Source organism: Robertmurraya dakarensis (assembly GCF_900156875.1).
GTDB classification, from domain to species: Bacteria; Bacillota; Bacilli; order Bacillales; family Cytobacillaceae; genus Robertmurraya; species Robertmurraya dakarensis.
The window spans coordinates 2664684-2684541 of the sequence record NZ_LT707409.1 but is presented as its reverse complement, the minus strand read 5'-3'; the positions used below and the strand labels follow the sequence as shown (position 1 = coordinate 2684541).

The window sequence follows — 19858 nt, the reverse complement described above, 5'->3', positions numbered from 1 at the left end:
AGGAATTTAGAGGATTTTATGTGCTGCATGTAAAAGATGTTGTCGATGTATTTTAGGACAATGGGTTGATTTTTAGTTTGTGACGGCGTAAAATCGGTTACAAATCCTGTCTGTGAGATAGACATTTTAAGAGGAGTGGGTTACATGTTATCAAACATTGGAGTCCCCGGTTTAATATTAATTTTAATTATTGCACTTGTTATTTTTGGGCCAAAGAAGCTGCCTGAAATGGGACGAGCTGTTGGTCAATCCTTAAGAGAATTTAAAAATTCGACAAAAGGATTAATGGATGATGATAAGCCAGAAGACGAAAAGAAAAAGGGTATATAAGTAAAAAGATTATGAAGAGTATGTTCATTTTTATGGACATACTCATTTTCTTTTTACATATAATGGTTGATGATGATTCAATAAAAAGTGATCTTAACCGCTATATGACGGCATTCTTTAAAGATAGGATTATTCTCTTATATGACAAAAGTAAGTCTTGACAAATTTTAAAAAAGAAGTATGATTCTTGTATTGTGTTAAGTTTTTATTAATGATTTATTTTTTGTTTGTTAATAATTTGTTCATATTTTGCAGGTATGATAATTATTGGTATTACTGGTGGACATTCATAGTCATATAAATTAACCATATTAGGTATACTAGTTTGGTAGAGGTAGGTGTAACAAAATGAATAACACATTACAGAAAGGTCAAAGTATTTTTAACAAATATATTGGCTTTTTCTTTTTGGCAGTAGTCTTACTTTGGCTAAAAACATACGTGATACAATTAACGCAGTTTGACTTAGGAATAGATAACTCACTGCAAAAATTCTTATTGTTTTTAAATCCTTTAGGATCTTCCATATTATTTTTAGGTTTGGCAGCCATTTTTAAAGGCAGAAAAAAATATATTTGGCTGATTATTTTAGATTTTGTCTTAACTTTTCTTTTATATGCCAATGTATTATATTACCGTTTTTTCAATGACTTTATCACGCTGCCAACGCTTTTCCAAACAGAGAACTTTGGCGATGTAAGCGGGAGTGTCATCACTTTAGTTAGACCATATGATGTTCTTTTCTTTGTTGATATTCTTCTATTGATTGGATTGCTTTCATTTAAAACTGTGAAGATTGATATGAAGAATTTTGGACGCCGTAAGGTTGCTGCACTACTGTTAATGGCTTTAGGTATTTCAAGCTTAAACCTTGCTATGGCAGAAACTGATCGCCCGCAATTATTAACAAGAGGCTTTGACCGCAATTATATTGTGAAATATTTAGGTATGTATAATTACACTATTTACGATGCTGTTCAAAGTACAAAGGCTTCTGCACAACGAGTTATGGCGGACAGTAATGATATTACAGAAGTCATTAACTTCACGAGATCTAATTATGCAGAACCAAATCCAGAATACTTTGGTGTTGGTGAAGGAATGAACGTGATTTATCTTCACCTCGAATCAATACAATCATTCTTAATGGATTATCAGCTTCATGGGGAAGAAGTAACACCGTTCTTGAACTCTTTAATCAGAGATGAAAATACGATTTATTTTGATAACTTCTTCCATCAAACAGCGCAAGGGAAAACGGCCGACGCAGAATTTATTTTAGAAAATTCATTGTACGGCTTGCCGCAAGGTTCAGCTTTTACAACGAAGGGTCTTAACACATATCAAGCTGCACCGGCGATTTTAGGACAACGTGGTTACACATCAGCAGTATTCCATGGAAATTCAGGAAGCTTCTGGAACCGCGACGAAATTTACAAATCATTCGGTTATGATCACTTTTTTGACTCTAGTGCCTACAATATGCTGCCGGAAGATCTTGCAGAATACGGTTTAATGGACAAACCATTCTTTGAGCAATCAATACCAATGCTGCAAACACTGCCGCAGCCATTTTATTCAAAGTTTATTACGGTTACGCACCACTATCCGTATAAAATGGACCAGGAAAAAACAACGATTGCACCACATACAACAGGTGATAAATCAGTAGATAACTATTTCCAAACTGCGCGTTATGCAGATGAAGCTTTAGAGCAGTTCTTCGCTTCTCTTAAAGAATCAGGGTTATATGATAATTCTATTATTATAATGTACGGAGACCACTATGGTATCTCGCAAAACCACAATAAAGCGATGAATACGGTTCTTGGAAAAGAAGTGACGCCGTTTGTAAGTAAAGCAGAATTACAACGTGTGCCATTATTTATTCGTGTTCCAGGCCTAGAAGGCGGGGTAAATCATGAATATGGAGGTCAAATTGATCTTCTGCCAACACTTCTTCACTTGCTGGGTATTGATACGAAAGAATATGTTCAGTTTGGGACAGATTTATTATCAGAGGACCATGATGAAGTGATTCCGTTCCGTAACGGTGATTTTGTAAGTCCAACGATTACATTTGTGGATGGAAAATTCTTTGATTCAAGAACAGGTCAAGAATTGCCAGAAGAACAAATTGAGGAAGCGAAAAAATATCAGGAAATTGCAGAGCAAAAATTAGCTCTCTCTGATAGAGTGGTAAATGGAGATTTATTACGATTCTATGCACCGGAAAATTTTGAGCCGGTTGATCGTTCGCAATATAATTATCAACTATCTCTAGTAGAAGAAACTGCTGAATAATGATAATGATAAGTATTGAAAAAAGCTGTCCAATGGGCAGCTTTTTTCAATACTTTTAAAATGAAAACAACCTAATTCTATTTACTAGATATAATTCTGAAATAACTTTATTCAGAATAGTTTAAAATTTCTAAAAAATATATTGAAAAATAGTAAAAATGTTATTACACTTAATTCTATACTCCGCAACCGGTTGAGATGAAAAGGCTTACAATGGGGGTGTTTTCCTCGTAGATTGCGGTGATAGAGGAGGGAGGTAGAAACATCAGCTGTAAATCTTTTATTATCGTGCATTCATTTATAAAAATTTAATAGAAATTTTCGAAGGGGGAATTGTTGAATGAAAAAGAAGCTCCATGTTTTTTTAACGATCTTTATAGCGTTTATGTTACTAGTGGCGTGCAGCAGTGAAGATGCTGGGAACCAGTCAAACGGGAATGATGGTTCTAGTGATGGCAAACAGCTGGCCCAAGGGGTAACGGATACAGAGATACTAGTTGGACATTTAGGACCGCAGACAGGCCCGGTAGCTGAATATGATAAAGTTCGCAAAGGCTTAGAGGCGCATTTCAAATATGTAAATGATAATGGCGGTGTGAACGGAAGAAAGCTTAAGCTGATCGCATATGATGATCAGTACCAGCCAGCGAAGACTCTTCAAGGTATGCAAAGATTAATTGAAGAAGATAAAGTATTCTCTATTCTTTATCCAATCGGAACAGCAAATATCGCAGCTGCCATGCAGCTTCTAGATGAAACAGGAATTCCGGTAACTGGATTAGGAACAGGAGCAGATAAGTTTGTAAACCCGCCAAAGAAGAATATTTTTGGAGGAACATTTAATTATGTTATTGAGGCAAAATTGTTCTTGGATTATGCAGCAACACAATTGAATGCTAAGAAGATTGCTATTATATATCAAAATGATGATTTTGGTAAGCAGGGGCTTCAAGCAGTTAAAGATAATCTTGAAAAGTATGAAGGGGTAGAAATTGTAGCGGAAATTCCATTCTTAGCGACGGATAAAGAATTCAGCTCACAGGCGCAGCAGATGAAGAAAACGGGTGCTGATGTATTTATCATGAACTCGACACCAGCGCCTTCTGCAGCACTTCGTAAGGAAATGCACAAAATTGGTTTAATGGATACACCGTTCATTGTGACAACCACTGCAGGTGGAGACAAGAACCAATTTAACTTAGCGGGTGAGGATGTCTGGGAAGGTACCATTAGCTCTATAACAAATATTGGCTATGAAGACAGTATGGATGATCCAGATGTTCAAAAATATGTTGAATACGTAACAGAGGAATTCGGCGAGGAAACACTCGGAGCTCTTTCTCAAGGGGCATGGTCAACCGCACAGGTTTTTGTTGAAGGATTAAAGCGTTCTGGTGATGATTTAACATGGGATAATTTCATTAAACAAATGGAAACATTCGATAACTGGGATGGTTCTTTCTATAATGGTGTTACTTATACACCGGAACACCGCTATGGAACAACAACCCTATTCTTGACTCAAGCAAAAGATGGAAAGCTCGTTCCAATTACAAGCAATGTTACCTACGATCCAGTAACGGATGAAATTATTTATGAATAAAAGGATGTTCAATAATTGAAAGCAGTGTTTTTATAAGCAGGAAGTGCTCCTGCTTTTTTTTATCTGTAGGAAGGGGGAGTTTTTTAACAAATATAAAAAATAATGGTTTATATTTATACAGGTTTATGATTAAATATTAATATAAACTTCAATTCTTTAGAATGAACTAAAGGACATATAAAAAGGTGAGAAAACATGATACAGATTAGAAAAGCAAAGGTGTCTGATGTTGAGGCGATTTTTGATTTAATTCAACTTTATGCAGAACAGGGGCTCCTTTTAGCACGGACAAGAGAGTCTTTATATCAAAACCTCCAAGCAATCTTTGTAGCTGTTAAGGATAATAAAGTGGTGGGCTCCGCAAGTTTGCATATTTTAGATAAGCAATTAGCGGAAATTCGTTCGTTGGTTGTTGCTGAGGATCAAGGGAAGCTAGGGATCGGAAAGCGTTTAGTTGAAAAAGTCGTTGATGAAACAAAAAATTTAGAGATTGATAAACTTATATCTTTAACCTACCAAGTGGAATTCTTTTCAAAATGCGGTTTTGAGGTGACGGTAAAAGACACGATGCCGCAAAAGGTATGGATTGATTGTATCCATTGTCCAAAGCTGCATAATTGTGATGAAATCGCAATGGTTTATTATACGAAGCAGCTAGTGTAAGGAAATATTGATATGACTGTGAGGCACCTATGTGAAGGTGTCTTTTTGTTATTGAAAAAACAGGACAGCGGGATTATGTAGAACACTTTATGCCGCTCTTTTAGAGGAATTCGGCCTATACATGGAAAATACGTAAAGAAGCACCATTATTGAGGAGGAAATCATTTGGTATTTCAGAAAATTGATCGTCAAATTATAGAGTTGATAAAAGATATAATCCCCGAACATAGTCGTGTGTTGACAGACAAAAATGATCTTGCCGGCTATTCGTTTGATGCCTCTTTCGGTACTTATTTTCCAGAAGTGGTCATTCAACCGTTAACAACTCAAGAGGCGGCAGACATTGTGAAGCTGGCTAACGAAAAGTCCATACCGATCTATCCACGCGGGCAATCGACTTCACTTTCAGGCGGCCCGCTGCCGGTTGAAGGGGGAATCGTTTTAGATCTATCGAGAATGGACCAGAAATTAGATGTTATTCCAGAGGATCTTATTGTGATTGTGTCACCAGGAGTATTAACAGGTGCTATTCATGAGGCAGCAGAAAAATATGGTCTTTTTTATCCGCCTGATCCAAGCAGTTCTGCCATTTCAACGATCGGCGGGAACCTTGCTGAGAACTCTGGGGGACCAAGGGGGCTGAAATATGGAGTGACGAAGGATTATGTCCTCGGTCTTGAAGTCGTGACTCCACAAGGGGATATTATTCGAACGGGCGGGAAAACGGTCAAGAATGTGACAGGCTACGACCTAACCAAGTTGATTATCGGCTCTGAAGGTACGCTTGGTATCATCACAGAAGCGACGCTGCAAGTGATTCCAAAACCACCGAGTACAGCAACAGCTATGGCGATATTTGATGACGTGGTAACTTCAGGGAAAGCAATCTCCACGATCCTCACATCAGGTATCCTCCCGTCAAAAATCGAAATGATTGATCAAGCGTGCATTGCAGCAGTAGAAGACTATTCCCCTTCTGGCCTGCCTTTAGATGCTGAGGCGATTTTGCTTATCGAGGTGGATGGGAAACCGTTATCGGTGGCAGAAGAAATTCAGGAGGTCGGTGAAATTTGCCGCAGCTCAGGGGCAAGAAACGTCGTAATGGCGACGGAATTATCTCAACAAGCAAATCTCTGGAAGGCACGAAAAATGGTGTCACCGGCGATTACGAGAATAAAGCCGACGAAAATATCAGAAGATGCTACGATACCTATCAGTAAAATTCCTGATATGTTTGAAAAACTGAAGAATATAAAAGAGAAGTATCAGCTTGATCTCGTCATTTTTGGACATGCGGGAGATGGCAATCTTCATCCTAATATTTTGGCTGATAAACGGGACAGTGATGAGATGAAACGAGTGGAGCAGGCTGTGAAAGAGATCTTTGAAGCAGCGTTGCAATTGGGAGGCACTCTTTCAGGAGAACATGGCATTGGCACGATGAAGTCGTCGTTTTTGGAAATGGAACTGGGGCCTGTCGGATTGGACATGATGAAAAGAATTAAGGAAAGCTGGGATCCGAATGGAATCATGAATCCTGGTAAAATTTTTCCGGGAAAAGACCAAGTTTTCTCGTTAATGGAAGGGGAGTAGTCCTGTGAACAGTCTGCCATATGATGAAACGATTCAATGTGTTCAATGCGGTTACTGCCTGCCGGCTTGTCCGACCTACCTTAGTAAAAGGACCGAGACTCATTCGCCGCGAGGGAGGATAAACTTGGTGAAGCTGGCTGCAGAGGGGGTTATTTCTTATGATGAGTTAAAAGAACCCATTGATCTGTGCCTAGGCTGCCGCGCCTGTGAAACAGCTTGTCCATCAGGTGTGAAATATGGAAAAATTCTTGAAGAAACTCGGGAAGCACTCTATCACAACCACCGGGAGAATTCTTCACTTCCTTTTCAAAGAACGCAGGATCTTTTGTTTCGAAAGGTAATTCCGAGCTCAAAGCAAATAACTCGAGGAGCGAACCTGCTTTGGTTCTATCAGTCTAGCGGGCTGCAAAAGCTAGCTCGAAAAACAAAACTCACTGATGTATTGCCAGGTTCACTGTCTTCATTTGAGAAGATTTTACCTGAGGCAGCATCACCTGCCAAACGGAAAAAACGTGCAGCAGTGTTGAAGCCAAGTACTAGTCCTAAGTGGAAAATAGCCTTTTTTACAGGGTGTATTATGGATGGTTTGTTTGAGAAGGTGAACAGCCTTTCTCTTGAATTACTGAAGTTAGCGGGCTGTGAAGTACACGTAATTCCAGAACAGACATGCTGTGGTGCTCTCCATGCCCATTCTGGACGCAAGCAGGATGCAATCCAATTAGCAAAGAAAAATATTGCGGCATTTGAAGAAATGGATATTGATTATATCGTGAATAATGCAGGCGGCTGCGGTGCGATGTTAGCCGAATATGATAAATTGCTTGAGAATGATGAAGAGTGGGCAGAACGGGCTCATGCGTTTGTTCAGAAGACAAGAGATATTAGTCAGATCCTCGTACAATGCGAGCTGCCGTTAGGGAATGTTGAGATGGATAGAAAGGTCACCTATCAGCCTTCTTGTCATATGACGAATGTCCAAGGGGTGGTGGATGAACCACTGCAATTGTTAGAAAGCATTCCTGGTGTGATCTTCAAACCGTTGAGCAAGGCGGAGATGTGCTGTGGATCTGCAGGGATATATAATCTTGTACACTTCCATGAATCCATGAAGATCCTTGATGAGAAAATGAAGGGAGTAGAGCAAGACGTGGAGATGATTGTCACAACCAATCCAGGATGTCTTCTTCAAATGCGTCTAGGAGTTCATCGAGAAAAACTTGAAGAAAAAATAGAAGTTGTTCACCTAGTAGAATTAATTGCGGCATCCTGTGGATTAACACTGACAGATGAATAAAAATAAAAGCGTTTACACTAAAAAAATCATAAATAACATGTTGACAGTGTTAAAATGGAATGCGATAATTCATTACAGCAGTAAAGTTATTTGAATATATAAATTTAATAAATAATCTCTTATCAAGAGCAGGTGGAGGGAAGAGCCCTATGAAGCCCGGCAACCGACTTATTTTGTATGAGCACGGTGCTAATTCTCACAGCGAAAGCTGAAAGATAAGAAGTTGTTTTTACGGAAACCTCTTCTTATTTTGGAAGAGGTTTTTTTAATAGAATGAATAAAAACTAGAGATAAGAGGGTACCTAACATGAGTAAAGTTACAGCAGCTTATCAAATCATTTTAGATAAGGCCAAATTAGAAAAAAAAGGTGAAGAAATCGCATTGGGACTTACGATTGGTTCATGGACGAATCTTCCTCTTTTAGAACAGGAACAATTAAAAAAGCATAAAGGGCAGGTTGTCAGTATAACTGAACTGGGCGAGGACAAAGAGACAGGGAAAACCATCGCCAGATACGAAATTGACTTCCCAAGCGCAAACTTTTCAAATGATATCCCAGCGATCCTCACGACAACGTTTGGAAAGTTATCACTGGATGGAGAAGTTAAATTAGTAGATTTGAAGGTTGATGAAGATCTTCTAAAAAGCTTTCCCGGTCCAAGATTTGGTATCGAAGGGATACGCGAGAAGCTTGGCGTATATGACAGACCTTTAGTTATGAGTATTTTTAAAGGTGTAATTGGAAGAGATATGGATTATCTGCTAGGCCAATTGCGGGAACAAGCATTAGGCGGTGTCGACCTCGTCAAGGATGACGAAATTCTTTTTGATAATGAGCTTACTCCTTTCGAGCAAAGAATTACAGAAGGAAAAAAGGTCCTTCAGCAGGTTTTCGAAGAAACGGGACATCGCACACTTTATGCCGTTAACTTGTCTGGCAGAACGTTTGAATTAAGAGATAAAGCAAGGAAAGCGAAAGAATTAGGTGCGGACATTCTTCTGTTTAATGTTCATACATACGGATTAGACGTCCTTCAAGCATTGCGGGAAGATGATGAGATTAGTTTGCCAATCATGGCACATCCGGCATTCAGCGGTGCGTTTACATCGTCTGAGAAATATGGCGTCACTCATGCACTGCTATTAGGAACGCTGACAAGATTAGCAGGAGCTGACCTTTCACTGTTCCCATCTCCTTATGGAAGTGTGGCACTAGAGAAAGAAAAGGTAATGGCGTTGAAGGAAGAATTGGTTAAAGAAACAGCGCTGAAACGGACTTTACCTGTACCATCAGCTGGTATTCATCCTGGACTAGTACCGCAGCTTATGCATGATTTTGGAAATGATTGCGTGATTAATGCAGGAGGCGGGGTTCACGGCCATCCGCAAGGTGCACAAGGCGGAGGAAAGGCTTTTCGTCAGGCGATTGAAGCTGTGTTGAACGGAAAACAGCTGCCAGAGGCAGATGAGGCAGCAGAATTACAAGAGGCGATTAAACTTTGGGGTTGGAAAGAGGTCAGTACATCATGAAAAAACCAGTTATCTTCTGTGACTTCGATGGAACGGTAACCAAGAAGGATAATATTGTCAGCATTATGAAACACTTTAACCCGCCAGGCTGGGAGAAATGGAAGGACGGGGTCCTGTCTCAAGAAATCAGCATTCAGGAGGGGGTAGGCAATATGTTTGCACTCCTTCCCTCTGCTAAAAAAGAAGAAATTATTCAATACGTACTAGAGACAGCCCAAATTAGAGATGGCTTTGGTGAGTTTGTTCAATATACAAAGCAGCATGACATTCCGCTTTATATTGTCAGCGGGGGAATTGACTTTTTTGTAGAACCGATGTTAAAGCAGTTCGGTGACATTACTGGATTGTATTGCAATCAAGCTGATTTCAGCGGTGACACCATCCGCATAGAATGGCCGCATTCCTGTGATGAACGCTGCACCAATCAAAATTGCGGCTGCTGTAAGCCGGCTGTCATCAGGAGTCTAGCCCATTCTGATGCCCATACCATTATGATTGGTGATTCAGTTACGGATGTAGAGGCTGCAAAAATGGCTCATACAGTGATTTCAAGAGATTATTTAACATCAAAATGTGAAGAGCTTTCGATTCCCTTTCAACCATTTGAAACTTTTTACGATTGTATTAATATATTAGAAAGTTTAAAGACTAAAGCAGGTGAAGAAAGATGAGTGTAGTGGTATCAAGAGTAAACGAGCTTGCCGATATTAAGGCAGAGCTGGCAGAGCGTGACTGGTTCATGGGAACGAGCGGAAACTTAGCGATTAAGGTTCAAGATGACCCTGTTCAATTTTTTGTAACAGCAAGCGGGAAGGACAAGCGGAAAAGAACACATGAGGATTTTTTACTTGTTGATGGAGAAGGAAACCCAGTTGGCGAGACGAATTTGAAGCCGTCAGCTGAAACCCTTCTGCATTGTGAGATCTACAGTAGAAGCAATGCTGGCTGCAGTCTTCATGTTCATACAGTGGCAAATAATGTCATTTCTGAACTGTATGGTGATGAAGGGGAAGTCGTATTTAGAGGACAGGAACTGATCAAAGCATATGGACTTTGGGAAGAAGATGCGGAATGGAAGATCCCGATTATTCATAACTTTGCCCATATTCCTACACTCGCAGCGACAATGGCTCCGTATGTAAATGAAGATCGTGGAGCTGTGCTGATTCGCAATCACGGCATAACGGTTTGGGGAAAAGATAGTTTTGAAGCAAAGAAAGTTCTTGAAGCATGCGAGTTTTTATTTCAGTACCAGCTTAAATTAATGCAGGCAAAAGCAAGTCTAATGCGGGTAGGACAGATCTAATCATTTTACCTTAATAGAAAACGCATTGCCTATGTACAAGTTTAATTCTGATTTAACAAATTGGTTAAATGAGATTTAATAAAGTGTTATTTTTAAAAAAAATATAAATAAAAAGGGGAATTTCACATGAAAGGATTATTTAAAAAGTTTGCTGTAACTGGTTTGGCTTTATCCCTTCTTTTGACTGGATGTTCTTCAGGAGAGAAGACCTCTTCAACAGAAGAAACAAAAACACCGATTGAAAATGTTCCAGAGAGATTTGCTAATGGAGAAGAAGTAAAAATAATGGTCATTCGTAAAATTGGCGGTGACGATCATACAGCTCAGTATTTGGCAGGAGCTAAAAAAGAGGGCGAGGAACTAGGATTTACAGTAGATACTTTTACTGCAAATGGGGATACCGCTAAGTTCCACGATGCGATTGCTCAAGCTTCCACTCAAGATTATGATGGTGTCATCATTTCACACGGTGACGATGCGGCGACAGTTGATGCTGTTAAGGATCTTGTAGAAAAAGATAAGAAAGTTGTGACGTTTGATTCGATTGATGGTTTAAAAGAAGTTGAAGGGGTTACGTTGACTGCTCAAGATGACCAAGCGCTTGCGAAATTAGCATTGGATCAGCTTATTAATGATTTTAATGGTGAAGCAAAAATTGCTTACCTTTGGGTAGATGGATTTCCGCCGATGGTTCGCCGTAATGCTGTGTATGAAGAAGCATTGAAGAACAACCCAGGAATTAAAGAAATTGACCGTTTTGGTGTAGCATCTGCTAATACGTCTGTTGATACACAGAATGCTGTCGCAGCAATGCTAAAAAAGTACCCAGAAGGTGAACTGGATGCGATTTTCGCAACCTGGGATGCTTTTGCTACAGGGGCAGTTCGTGCGTTAAAAGAAGCAGGTCGTGATGAAATTAAAATCTATGGAATTGATGTTTCGAATGCAGATTTACAATTGATGCAAGAAGAAGGAAGCACTTGGAAGTATACAGCAGCGGTTGACCCTGCTTTGATTGGTAAAGTAAATATGAGAATTTTGGCTAAGAAATTAGCTGGTGAAGAAACGCCGCAGGAATACGCACTTGACGCAAGCTTAATTTCACAGGAAGAACTAGCTTCTTCTGAAGAACCAATCAACATGGTCAACTTATCAAAAGTTGTAGCAGGCTGGGGAGAATCAACAGATTTTGAAGAAGACTGGATGAAGACGTTGAAAGAACATTATCAAAAATAAAAAAGTTCTTTGTTAAGAGAAATCGGTCAGCGTACCGATTTCTTCTTTAATGAAATGTCTATGAAAAACAAATAATGTATTAATTAAATACTAGCAGAGTGATGGGTCCTTAGAACGTGCCTTTTTTCTGAGATGAATAACAGCATGTGGAAAGGGTCATCACGGCGCGGATTCGTGAACAATAGAAATAAAAAGAGCCAATTAGAAAGCAAGGCTGCAAAAAGCCACTAGGAAGGAAGGCAAATACATGATTCAAATGAACAATATATCCATCCACTTCCCCGGCGTGGCCGCATTAAAAAATGTTAGTTTCCTAGTTGAAGAAGGGAAAGCTCATGCTTTAATTGGAGCAAACGGAGCAGGAAAATCAACGCTAATGAAGGTTCTTTCAGGGGCCTATGATCATTATAGCGGTGAAATTTATCTGCATGGGGAGAAGGTAACCATACGGACACCGAAGGACGCAAAGCAGCTCGGCATTCAAATGGTATATCAGGAAGTTGACACTGCCCTTATTCCTTCTTTATCTGTTGGAGAAAACATCATGCTTGAAAGCATGGTTCACGGGATGGGTAAAAAACAGTTTATTCATTGGAAGAGTATCCATGAAAAGGCTGCAGAAATCCTCGCCAGCCTTCATGTGAATATCCCTACAACAAAATCGATCAGCGAATTGACACTCGCACAAAAGCAAATGGTTCTGATAGCACGGGCTGTTTCGGATTCTTGTAAGTGTCTGATATTGGATGAACCAACTGCGCCTCTTAGTCAAACTGAAACAGAAGAGTTATTTCGGCTGATAGGGTTGCTCAAAAAACAAGGTGTGGCCATAATATTCATTTCCCATCGATTGCCAGAACTGTTTGAAATCTGTGAGGAAATTATGGTGATGAGAAATGGTGAGTCTGTCATGAGTGAAAAAGTGTCAGAAACTTCACCAAACCAAGTTGTCGAAAAAATGCTGGGAAAACCGCTGGCGGATCAATATCCTGAAAGGTCTTCTTCACATGGAGAACATATCCTTGAAGTAAAAGGATTATCTGATGGAAACATGATCGATCATCTCGATTTACATGTAAAAAGGGGCGAAATTTTAGGACTGGCCGGCCTTGTAGGTGCGGGTAAAACGGAAATATGTAAAGCTCTATTCGGAGAAGCAGACACAGTTTCCGGCGAAATTTTTATCAACGGAAAGAAAGTGAAAATATCTTCACCTTATGACGCGGTTAGACAAGGAATCGTTCTTATTCCCGAAGAAAGACGAAAAGAGGGTTTGGTGGTAACTGAATCTGTTTCATCTAATTTAAGCATGTCGAATTTAAAGAAATTCTCTCAAATGGGCGGCTTTTTAAACTTCAAGCATGAGAAGAGGGAAGCCGAAAGAATGATTGAACAGCTCGCCATAAAAACTCCTTCGTCTGAGACTAAAGTGGCGAATTTATCTGGTGGAAATCAGCAAAAAGTAGTAATTGGAAAGTGTATCGAAACTGATGCAGATATTTATATTTTTGATGAACCGACAAAGGGCGTTGATGTGGGGGCGAAGAGAGAGATTTTCGATCTGATCACAGCATTAGCGGACCAAGGAAAAGGGGTCATTTACGCCTCTAGCGAATTAACAGATATTCTTGGAATGACAGACAGATTATGTGTTATTTATGACGGAGAAATTGTAAAAGAGATGGAAACAAAAACAACCAATGAAGCAGAAATTTTATTTTATTCAACAGGAGGAAAATAGACATGACAAAACCAGAAGCCTCCACAGTAGAAAAACAATTAGTAAAGAAACCTTTTAAACTATTTGACTTTTTTTATAAATACGGCACGATTTTAACGATTGCACTGCTAATTTTGATTTTTACTTGGGCTAACCCAGCTTTTATAGATGGCAATAACTTAATTAATATTTTACGATCCATTTCAATTGTAACGATCATCGCAATTGGAGTGACGATTTCTTTATCTGTGAATGGATTCGATTTATCCGTTGGTTCCACAGCCTCGGTAGCAAATGCTGTGGTGATTTCTATGTTCGTCTGGTATTCGCAAAATATGTTTGTGGCGATACTTGTCGTACTTGCGGCTGCCATACTGATTGGCTTAATTAATTCACTGTTAATTGTGAAGTTAAGAATTCCAGACATGTTAACTACATTAGCTACGATGTTTATCATCCAAGGAATTGCTTTGACCTACACAAAGGGGGCAACCGTTTCTGAAAATATGGTCATGCCAGATGGGTCATATGCGACAGGTGTGATTAGTCCTCTGTTTGTAAAAATGGGACAGGTTCCGTGGATTATTGTCGTCATGCTAGTGGTTGTCATTGTGGTTCATATTTTTCTTACTTACACAAAACATGGCCGTTATATGTATATCATTGGCGGAAATAAGGAAGCTGCACGACTATCAGGAATTCCGGTAAATAAATATAAAACAATCGCTTATTTATTGTCAGCGGTTCTTGCAGCAATCGGCGGAATGGTGCTGGCGTCAAGGGTCATGACAGCAGAAATCAACGCTGGTTCTCCTTATTTGATGGACGCAGTAGCGGCTGCTTTCATTGGGTTTTCTGTGCTTGGAGCTGGAAAGCCAAATGCGTTTGGAACATTTGTCGGTGCTATTCTTATAGGGATACTATCAAATGGACTTGTGATGATGTCCGTTCCCTATTATGCCATGGATATTGTAAAAGGGGCCGTATTGGCATTTGCATTAGGGCTTACGTATTATAAACAGAAATAAGTGGAGGGGATACAGGATGAAGGACTTTACTTCGGCTTACTTTACAATGAGTGAACAAGATGCAGTGGATTATATCAGAACAAAGCTGGATTTTTTCGATAAAAATGCTGAACTGACATGCCGGGAGATCGGGGATGGAAATCTAAACTATGTGTTTAGAGTCGTGGATGAGAAGAGCGGTAAATCAATTATTATTAAGCAGGCAGGGCCGGTAGCGCGGATTTCGGATGCATTTAAGCTGTCACCCGATCGTAACCGAATTGAAAGTGACATCTTAAAGCTGAAAGGGGAACTGGCTCCAGGATTTGTTCCTGAAGTATATTCCTATGATCCTATTATGAATTGCTGTGTGATGGATGATTTATCGGACCATGAAATTATGCGTTCAGCACTGTTGAAGCATCAAAAGTTTCCGTTGTTCGCTGATCATATTTCTACTTTCCTTGCGAATACATTGCTGCTAACTTCAGATGTGGTGTTAGAGCATAAGGATAAAAAGGATTTGGTAAAGCAATTTATCAATCCTGAGCTTTGTGAGATATCTGAAGATTTAGTGTACACAGAACCGTTTTATGATTGTGAACAAAATGAAGTGTTTCCTGGGACGAAAGAATTCGTTGTTGAAGAGTTCTGGAATGATCAAAAATTAGCATTGGAAACAGCTAAGCTTAAGTTTGAGTTCATGACAAAGGCGCAAAGCTTGATACATGGCGATCTTCATACTGGATCGATTTTTATCAAGAAGGATTCTACTAAAATTATCGACCCTGAGTTCGCCTTTTATGGACCTGCGGGCTATGATATTGGCAACGTAATTGCCAACTTGATCTTTGCTTATGTGAGTTCAAACTTTGTGATTGAGGATCAAGAGAAGAAAGAGGATTATCTGCTATACTTGAAAAATACAATTTCAGATGTAGTACAGTTGTTTACGGATAAATTCTTAAAACTATGGGATGAGAAGGCAACAGAGAGAACTGCAAAATATCCAGGCTTTAAAGAAGTTTACTTGAATTCAATTCTTGAAGATACTGCTGCAGTAACGGGACTTGAGTTATCGCGCAGAATCATTGGGCTTGCGAAGGTGAAGGACATTACTTCAATTACGGATGATAACGACCGCGTTTTAGCAGAGAAAATCTGTCTGACAGCTGCAAAAACATTTATTCTCAATCGTTCTGATATCAGGACAGGGAATGATTTTGTAAAAGTATTACTTGAAAGTGTCAGTGCTTATAGTGAAAGTATAAAAAGTAATTAATCTACTATATGAGAAAGGCTGCCGTGTGGCAGCCTTTCTTTTTAGACTTTCATCCCTATTAATAGTTGAATTTGGAAATCGTCTTGTTTAATTCATCGACTAGACTAGAGAGTTCTGACGCCATTGAGCTGATTTGTTGAACGGAAGCATTCTGCTCTTCCATAGTTGCCGATAATTGTTCTGTGCCTGCAGAAGACTCCTCTGTGACGGCTGCAATGTTTTCAACAAGCTTTAATATATCCGTCATGTTATCAGCGTTCTTTTCTGTTAAAATAGTCACTTCCATAATGCGTTCTGTTAACTGACTGATTGCTTCTCTAATTTCATGAAAAGCGTCTTTATTTCCCTCTATGACTGTCATTCCGACATTTACTTCGCTAACCATCGCTGCCATAGACTGTCCCGCCTGTTCAGACTCGTTTTCAACTGCAGTTATGATTTCAAAAATTTGCTTTGTAGAAGAGGATGTTTCCTCAGCAAGCTTTCGAACTTCATCAGCTACAACCGCAAATCCTTTCCCGTGTTCACCAGCACGTGCTGCCTCAATCGCAGCATTAAGGGCAAGTAAGTTCGTTTGGTTTGAAATGTCATGAATCACAGATAAAATGTGGTTAATATCCTTTGATTTTTCACTTAAGGATTGTATGACGCGAGCAGTCTCGGAAACTCTTTCTTCAATCATTTGAATTTGCTGCATCGACTGATCAACACTTTTCAGACCATGCTGAGAGGCAAGGTTTGCTTTATCTGAATTCTGTTTCATTTCAAAAGTAAAACTTGTCATCATCTCCATTTGTTCTGCTGCCGATCTTACTTTTTCTAACGTCTCTGTCGCATCACTAGCCTGAGAAGTGGCCCCGCTGGCAATTTCCTCACTAGTAGCAGATACTTGTTCGATGCTATCTCTCATTTCGTTTGCAGAAGCAGTAAGTTCTTCACTGGAGGAAGAGACTTTCCTGGAGATATCTGCAGCTTGCATGATCATTTCTTTCACTTTTTCAATCATAATGTTGGTACTTTGGGCCAGTCTGCCTATTTCATCTTTTGATTTTAATGTTAATTTTGGAACGCTTAGGTTGCCGCTGCTAATTTCTTCGCTGACTCTTTGTATTTGTAAGATGGGACGTGCGAACCCCCTAGCGGCATAGTAGGTAGCTGCGAATGCAAGGATAACCCCGATTACAATGACGATAATGGTATTAAAAACAGATTTAGAAGCACCTTGATAGATATGCTCCTCTGCTTTTGAAATAAAGACAAAACGGTTTTGGTCCTCATCATAATGGACATATGAAATTTCTTTTTGCGTTTGACCCGTGATTGGATTTTGAATCTCGTAAGTTAGAAAATCATTTTTTGTTTCAACTATTTTTTTAACAACATCTTCACCATTTTGAAGGTCAACTACTTCAATTTTCGTTCCGATTGCTTTAGGGTCATTAAAGTATTGCAGAATACCATCGGCAGAAAGGACTCCTGCTCCTCCGTGTTCTCCTAGTTTGGTTACGCTGGCATTAATATTCTCTTTCATTTCCTCCTCGTATTGGCTAATAGCGGCTTCAATATCATCCACATAGTTCCCTGTTCCGATGACCCATCCCCATGGTTCGAATAATTTCGTATATCCGCGTTTTTGATAGGCTATTGTGTCATCCCCTGGTTTTGGAAAATAGTAATCAACAAAATTATCATTGCCCTGTAAGGCTCCATCAACAAATAGCTTTGCATACTGCGTACCATTTTGATCGGTTGCGTTCCCGCGGTATATGCCCTCTTGTTGAGGAGAAGGAGGAAGAAGGACAAGGTTATACTCTGTATCATCAATCCAGAAGTAACCGTTTTCACCATAGACAATGTTTCTAAGGCTGCGCAGCGCCTCTGACTTGGCTTTTGTTTCCGTAAGAATTCCATCCTGAGTTTGTTGATAAAAGGAGTTCACTAAGCTAATCGCATTTTCAACTTGATTTCGGATGTTGTTGTCATAAGAATCAAGTGCTTGTTCTCTTAATAAATCTACTGACTTTTCTGATTCACTCAGCAGATTGTTTAATTCTTCTGTTTGAAGTTGTAAACTTTGCATCGCTTGGTTTTCCAATGCAGTTCTAGTAAGAAACATATTAACGATACCTTCACCTAGCGACACTAATATAATGAGGGACGTAACAAGAATCATTAATTTTGTTTGGATGCTTTTCATTGTACTCTCTTCCCTTCAGCTAATTTTTGTTGCTTCTTTTGGAATGGTAAGGATGGTCTGATAAAGAATCATGATGGATGATGGATTTGGTAAAAAAACTAGTAGTGGATAAAGATCATGTAATGCGATGTATCATGCTAGCTAATGAATCTGGTTAACACTATGAATGTAGTACTAATTGCATAAAAATACACTTTGAAGAATACGCATCTAAATACCTACATAAATTATAAAATATTTCAAAAATTGTCAATCGCAATTAGAAAAAATATTGTCAAATAGCACGAAATAAGTCGAATTCGTGGCAAATTAACAAATATTAAAAATAAAGTGAAAATATACCTAAAAACTGTCCTCCCCACAAAGACAAAATCAAGTTATCTGTCCACGAGCGGTACCTGGTACCGAAATTGAAATATAAATGTAATATTATTATAATCTTTTTGTTATCATTGCCTGCTATAGTACTAGAGTAGAGAAAAAAGAAATTAAGAAATTTGTATTTTTAGATTAGATTTTGTCAGATTCAAGTAGATGAATAATATATTCTTGAAAGTGTAATAATCTCATACTTATTTCATATAAGTACATATGGCAGTCGGAGGATTAAGAATGATTAAGAAGAAATTATTAGTGCTTAACACAACAATTCTACTTGGGGTAGGTAGTTTAGTAGGGATTCCAACAGCAAGTGCGGAGGATGTAAATACCCAAATTCAAGAATTAACACAAGATATTACTAAAGCTCAAAGTGAACTAACGGAGTTGGCACAGCAAATCCAACGTGTTGAAAAAGCTTTAGAAGATAATAATAATTTAATAGCAAAGACTGAAAAAGATATAGAAGCGACACAAAATGAAGTAAAAGTATTAGAAGCAGAAATTAGTGTATTAAAAGAAACCATTGCGAAAAGAACGGATGTCCTAAAATTGAGAGCTCAATCCTATCAGGAAACTGGTGGAACCGTAAGCTACATCGAGGTTTTACTTGGATCTGAGGATTTCAGTGATTTTATTGATCGTGCGTTCGCCGTTGCGCAAATTGCAAATGCAGATAAAGAGTTAATTAATAAGCATGAAGCAGACAAAGCGGAAGTTGAGCAGAAGCAAAATGCTGTAAAGGATAAGCTGGCCAATCTTAACAGCATGATGGAAGAACTTGAAGGTATGAAGGCTCTAATGACGGAGCAAAAAGAGCAAAATGATGCGCTAAAAGTAGAGTTAGAAGAGAAGATTCAAGCATTAACAGCTGAGAAAAGTGATTTAGAAGCAGAAAAGTTAAGACAATTAATTGCAGCTCAAGCTTCTGTATCTTCCGTATCTTCTGTATCTGGTGCTAAAAGTACTAGCGGAGCAAATTATACATATACAGCTGCAACTTACAGCGGAAATGTGAATGATGTTATCAAAGCAGGCTATAAATACATCGGAAATTCCGTATATGTATTTGGCGGTGGAAGAAATTCATATGACATTGCCAATGGCCGTTTTGATTGTTCTGGTTTTGTGCATTATGCATTTTCACAAGCAGGAATTAAAGTTGGTGCAAGTACAGATGCATTGAAAGGTCAAGGGAAGCGCGTTTCTGTTGGTGAAATGCGACCAGGAGATCTTGTATTCTTTGATACGTATAAAAGAGATGGACATGTTGGGATTTATGTAGGCGGTGGCAAGTTCATTGGCTCTCAAAGTTCAACGGGTGTTGCGATTGCAGATATGTCATCAGGATACTGGAAACAAAAATTTAATGGGCGAGTCAACCGTATTATAGATTAATATAAAAAAGCTTACT

The 19858-nt window shown here is 39.0% G+C and carries 15 protein-coding genes and 1 riboswitch; of the genes, 14 read left to right on the top strand and 1 reads right to left on the bottom strand.

The window, feature by feature from the left end; all coding sequences use genetic code 11:
- Positions 1–144 precede the first annotated feature (144 nt).
- The 13 genes from CZ487_RS21850 (at position 145) to mtnK (ending at position 15869) form a co-directional block, all read left to right on the top strand.
- Entirely contained in the window at positions 145–330 is a 186-nt protein-coding gene (locus CZ487_RS21850) for a twin-arginine translocase TatA/TatE family subunit (RefSeq protein WP_077214365.1), read from the top strand.
- Positions 331–678: 348 nt separating this feature from the next.
- Positions 679–2634: a lipoteichoic acid synthase gene (gene ltaS / locus CZ487_RS21845; protein ID WP_077214364.1), complete on the top strand. Its 1956-nt coding sequence runs from the start codon at positions 679–681 to the stop codon at positions 2632–2634.
- 340 nt (positions 2635–2974) lie between these two features.
- Positions 2975–4237: an ABC transporter substrate-binding protein gene (locus tag CZ487_RS21840; protein ID WP_077214363.1), complete on the top strand. Its 1263-nt coding sequence runs from the start codon at positions 2975–2977 to the stop codon at positions 4235–4237.
- Between the two features lie 195 nt (positions 4238–4432).
- Entirely contained in the window at positions 4433–4900 is a 468-nt protein-coding gene (locus tag CZ487_RS21835) for an N-acetyltransferase (RefSeq protein ID WP_077214362.1), read from the top strand.
- A 165-nt stretch (positions 4901–5065) separates the two neighbouring features.
- Entirely contained in the window at positions 5066–6493 is a 1428-nt protein-coding gene (locus tag CZ487_RS21830) for an FAD-binding oxidoreductase (protein WP_084783344.1), read from the top strand.
- A 4-nt stretch (positions 6494–6497) separates the two neighbouring features.
- Positions 6498–7787, top strand: a complete 1290-nt coding sequence (locus tag CZ487_RS21825) for a (Fe-S)-binding protein (RefSeq protein ID WP_077214361.1) — start codon at positions 6498–6500, stop codon at positions 7785–7787.
- A 116-nt stretch (positions 7788–7903) separates the two neighbouring features.
- A riboswitch (SAM riboswitch) is annotated at positions 7904–8009 on the top strand.
- Between the two features lie 85 nt (positions 8010–8094).
- Entirely contained in the window at positions 8095–9318 is a 1224-nt protein-coding gene (locus CZ487_RS21820) for a 2,3-diketo-5-methylthiopentyl-1-phosphate enolase (RefSeq protein ID WP_077214360.1), read from the top strand.
- On the top strand, positions 9315–9989 hold the full coding sequence (locus CZ487_RS21815; RefSeq protein ID WP_077214359.1) for a 2-hydroxy-3-keto-5-methylthiopentenyl-1-phosphate phosphatase: 675 nt from the start codon (positions 9315–9317) through the stop codon (positions 9987–9989). Before CZ487_RS21820 ends, CZ487_RS21815 begins: the two co-directional genes overlap by 4 nt.
- Positions 9986–10624 carry a methylthioribulose 1-phosphate dehydratase gene (locus CZ487_RS21810; RefSeq protein WP_077214358.1) on the top strand — a complete coding sequence of 213 codons (639 nt, stop codon included), beginning with the start codon at positions 9986–9988 and terminating at the stop codon, positions 10622–10624. Before CZ487_RS21815 ends, CZ487_RS21810 begins: the two co-directional genes overlap by 4 nt.
- 126 nt (positions 10625–10750) lie before the next feature.
- A complete protein-coding gene (locus tag CZ487_RS21805) occupies positions 10751–11860 on the top strand; it encodes a sugar ABC transporter substrate-binding protein (protein WP_077214357.1) in 1110 nt (369 codons plus the stop codon).
- 247 nt (positions 11861–12107) lie between these two features.
- A complete protein-coding gene (locus CZ487_RS21800; RefSeq protein WP_237562926.1) occupies positions 12108–13601 on the top strand; it encodes a sugar ABC transporter ATP-binding protein in 1494 nt (497 codons plus the stop codon).
- A 2-nt stretch (positions 13602–13603) separates the two neighbouring features.
- Positions 13604–14608 (top strand): ABC transporter permease, encoded by a 1005-nt coding sequence (locus CZ487_RS21795; protein WP_077214356.1) that lies wholly within the window; start codon positions 13604–13606, stop codon positions 14606–14608.
- A 16-nt stretch (positions 14609–14624) separates the two neighbouring features.
- Positions 14625–15869, top strand: coding sequence for an S-methyl-5-thioribose kinase (gene mtnK / locus CZ487_RS21790; RefSeq protein ID WP_077214355.1), 1245 nt, complete (start codon positions 14625–14627; stop codon positions 15867–15869).
- A gap of 58 nt (positions 15870–15927) precedes the next feature.
- Here the strand turns inward: mtnK and CZ487_RS28195 are convergent, their stop codons facing one another.
- Positions 15928–18066: a methyl-accepting chemotaxis protein gene (locus CZ487_RS28195; protein WP_077214354.1), complete on the bottom strand. Its 2139-nt coding sequence runs from the start codon at positions 18064–18066 to the stop codon at positions 15928–15930.
- A 612-nt stretch (positions 18067–18678) separates the two neighbouring features.
- Between CZ487_RS28195 and CZ487_RS21780 the strand changes: the two genes are divergently transcribed.
- Positions 18679–19842, top strand: a complete 1164-nt coding sequence (locus CZ487_RS21780; protein WP_077214353.1) for a coiled-coil domain-containing protein — start codon at positions 18679–18681, stop codon at positions 19840–19842.
- Positions 19843–19858: the final 16 nt, after the last annotated feature.

Coding starts and splice junctions, on each gene's coding strand:
- CZ487_RS21850 (WP_077214365.1), top strand. CDS start 145: ATGTTATCAAACATTGGAGTCCCCGGTTTAATATTAATTTTAATTATT.
- ltaS (WP_077214364.1), top strand. CDS start 679: ATGAATAACACATTACAGAAAGGTCAAAGTATTTTTAACAAATATATT.
- CZ487_RS21840 (WP_077214363.1), top strand. CDS start 2,975: ATGAAAAAGAAGCTCCATGTTTTTTTAACGATCTTTATAGCGTTTATG.
- CZ487_RS21835 (WP_077214362.1), top strand. CDS start 4,433: ATGATACAGATTAGAAAAGCAAAGGTGTCTGATGTTGAGGCGATTTTT.
- CZ487_RS21820 (WP_077214360.1), top strand. CDS start 8,095: ATGAGTAAAGTTACAGCAGCTTATCAAATCATTTTAGATAAGGCCAAA.
- CZ487_RS21815 (WP_077214359.1), top strand. CDS start 9,315: ATGAAAAAACCAGTTATCTTCTGTGACTTCGATGGAACGGTAACCAAG.
- CZ487_RS21810 (WP_077214358.1), top strand. CDS start 9,986: ATGAGTGTAGTGGTATCAAGAGTAAACGAGCTTGCCGATATTAAGGCA.
- CZ487_RS21805 (WP_077214357.1), top strand. CDS start 10,751: ATGAAAGGATTATTTAAAAAGTTTGCTGTAACTGGTTTGGCTTTATCC.
- CZ487_RS21800 (WP_237562926.1), top strand. CDS start 12,108: ATGATTCAAATGAACAATATATCCATCCACTTCCCCGGCGTGGCCGCA.
- CZ487_RS21795 (WP_077214356.1), top strand. CDS start 13,604: ATGACAAAACCAGAAGCCTCCACAGTAGAAAAACAATTAGTAAAGAAA.
- mtnK (WP_077214355.1), top strand. CDS start 14,625: ATGAAGGACTTTACTTCGGCTTACTTTACAATGAGTGAACAAGATGCA.
- CZ487_RS28195 (WP_077214354.1), bottom strand. CDS start 18,066: ATGAAAAGCATCCAAACAAAATTAATGATTCTTGTTACGTCCCTCATT.
- CZ487_RS21780 (WP_077214353.1), top strand. CDS start 18,679: ATGATTAAGAAGAAATTATTAGTGCTTAACACAACAATTCTACTTGGG.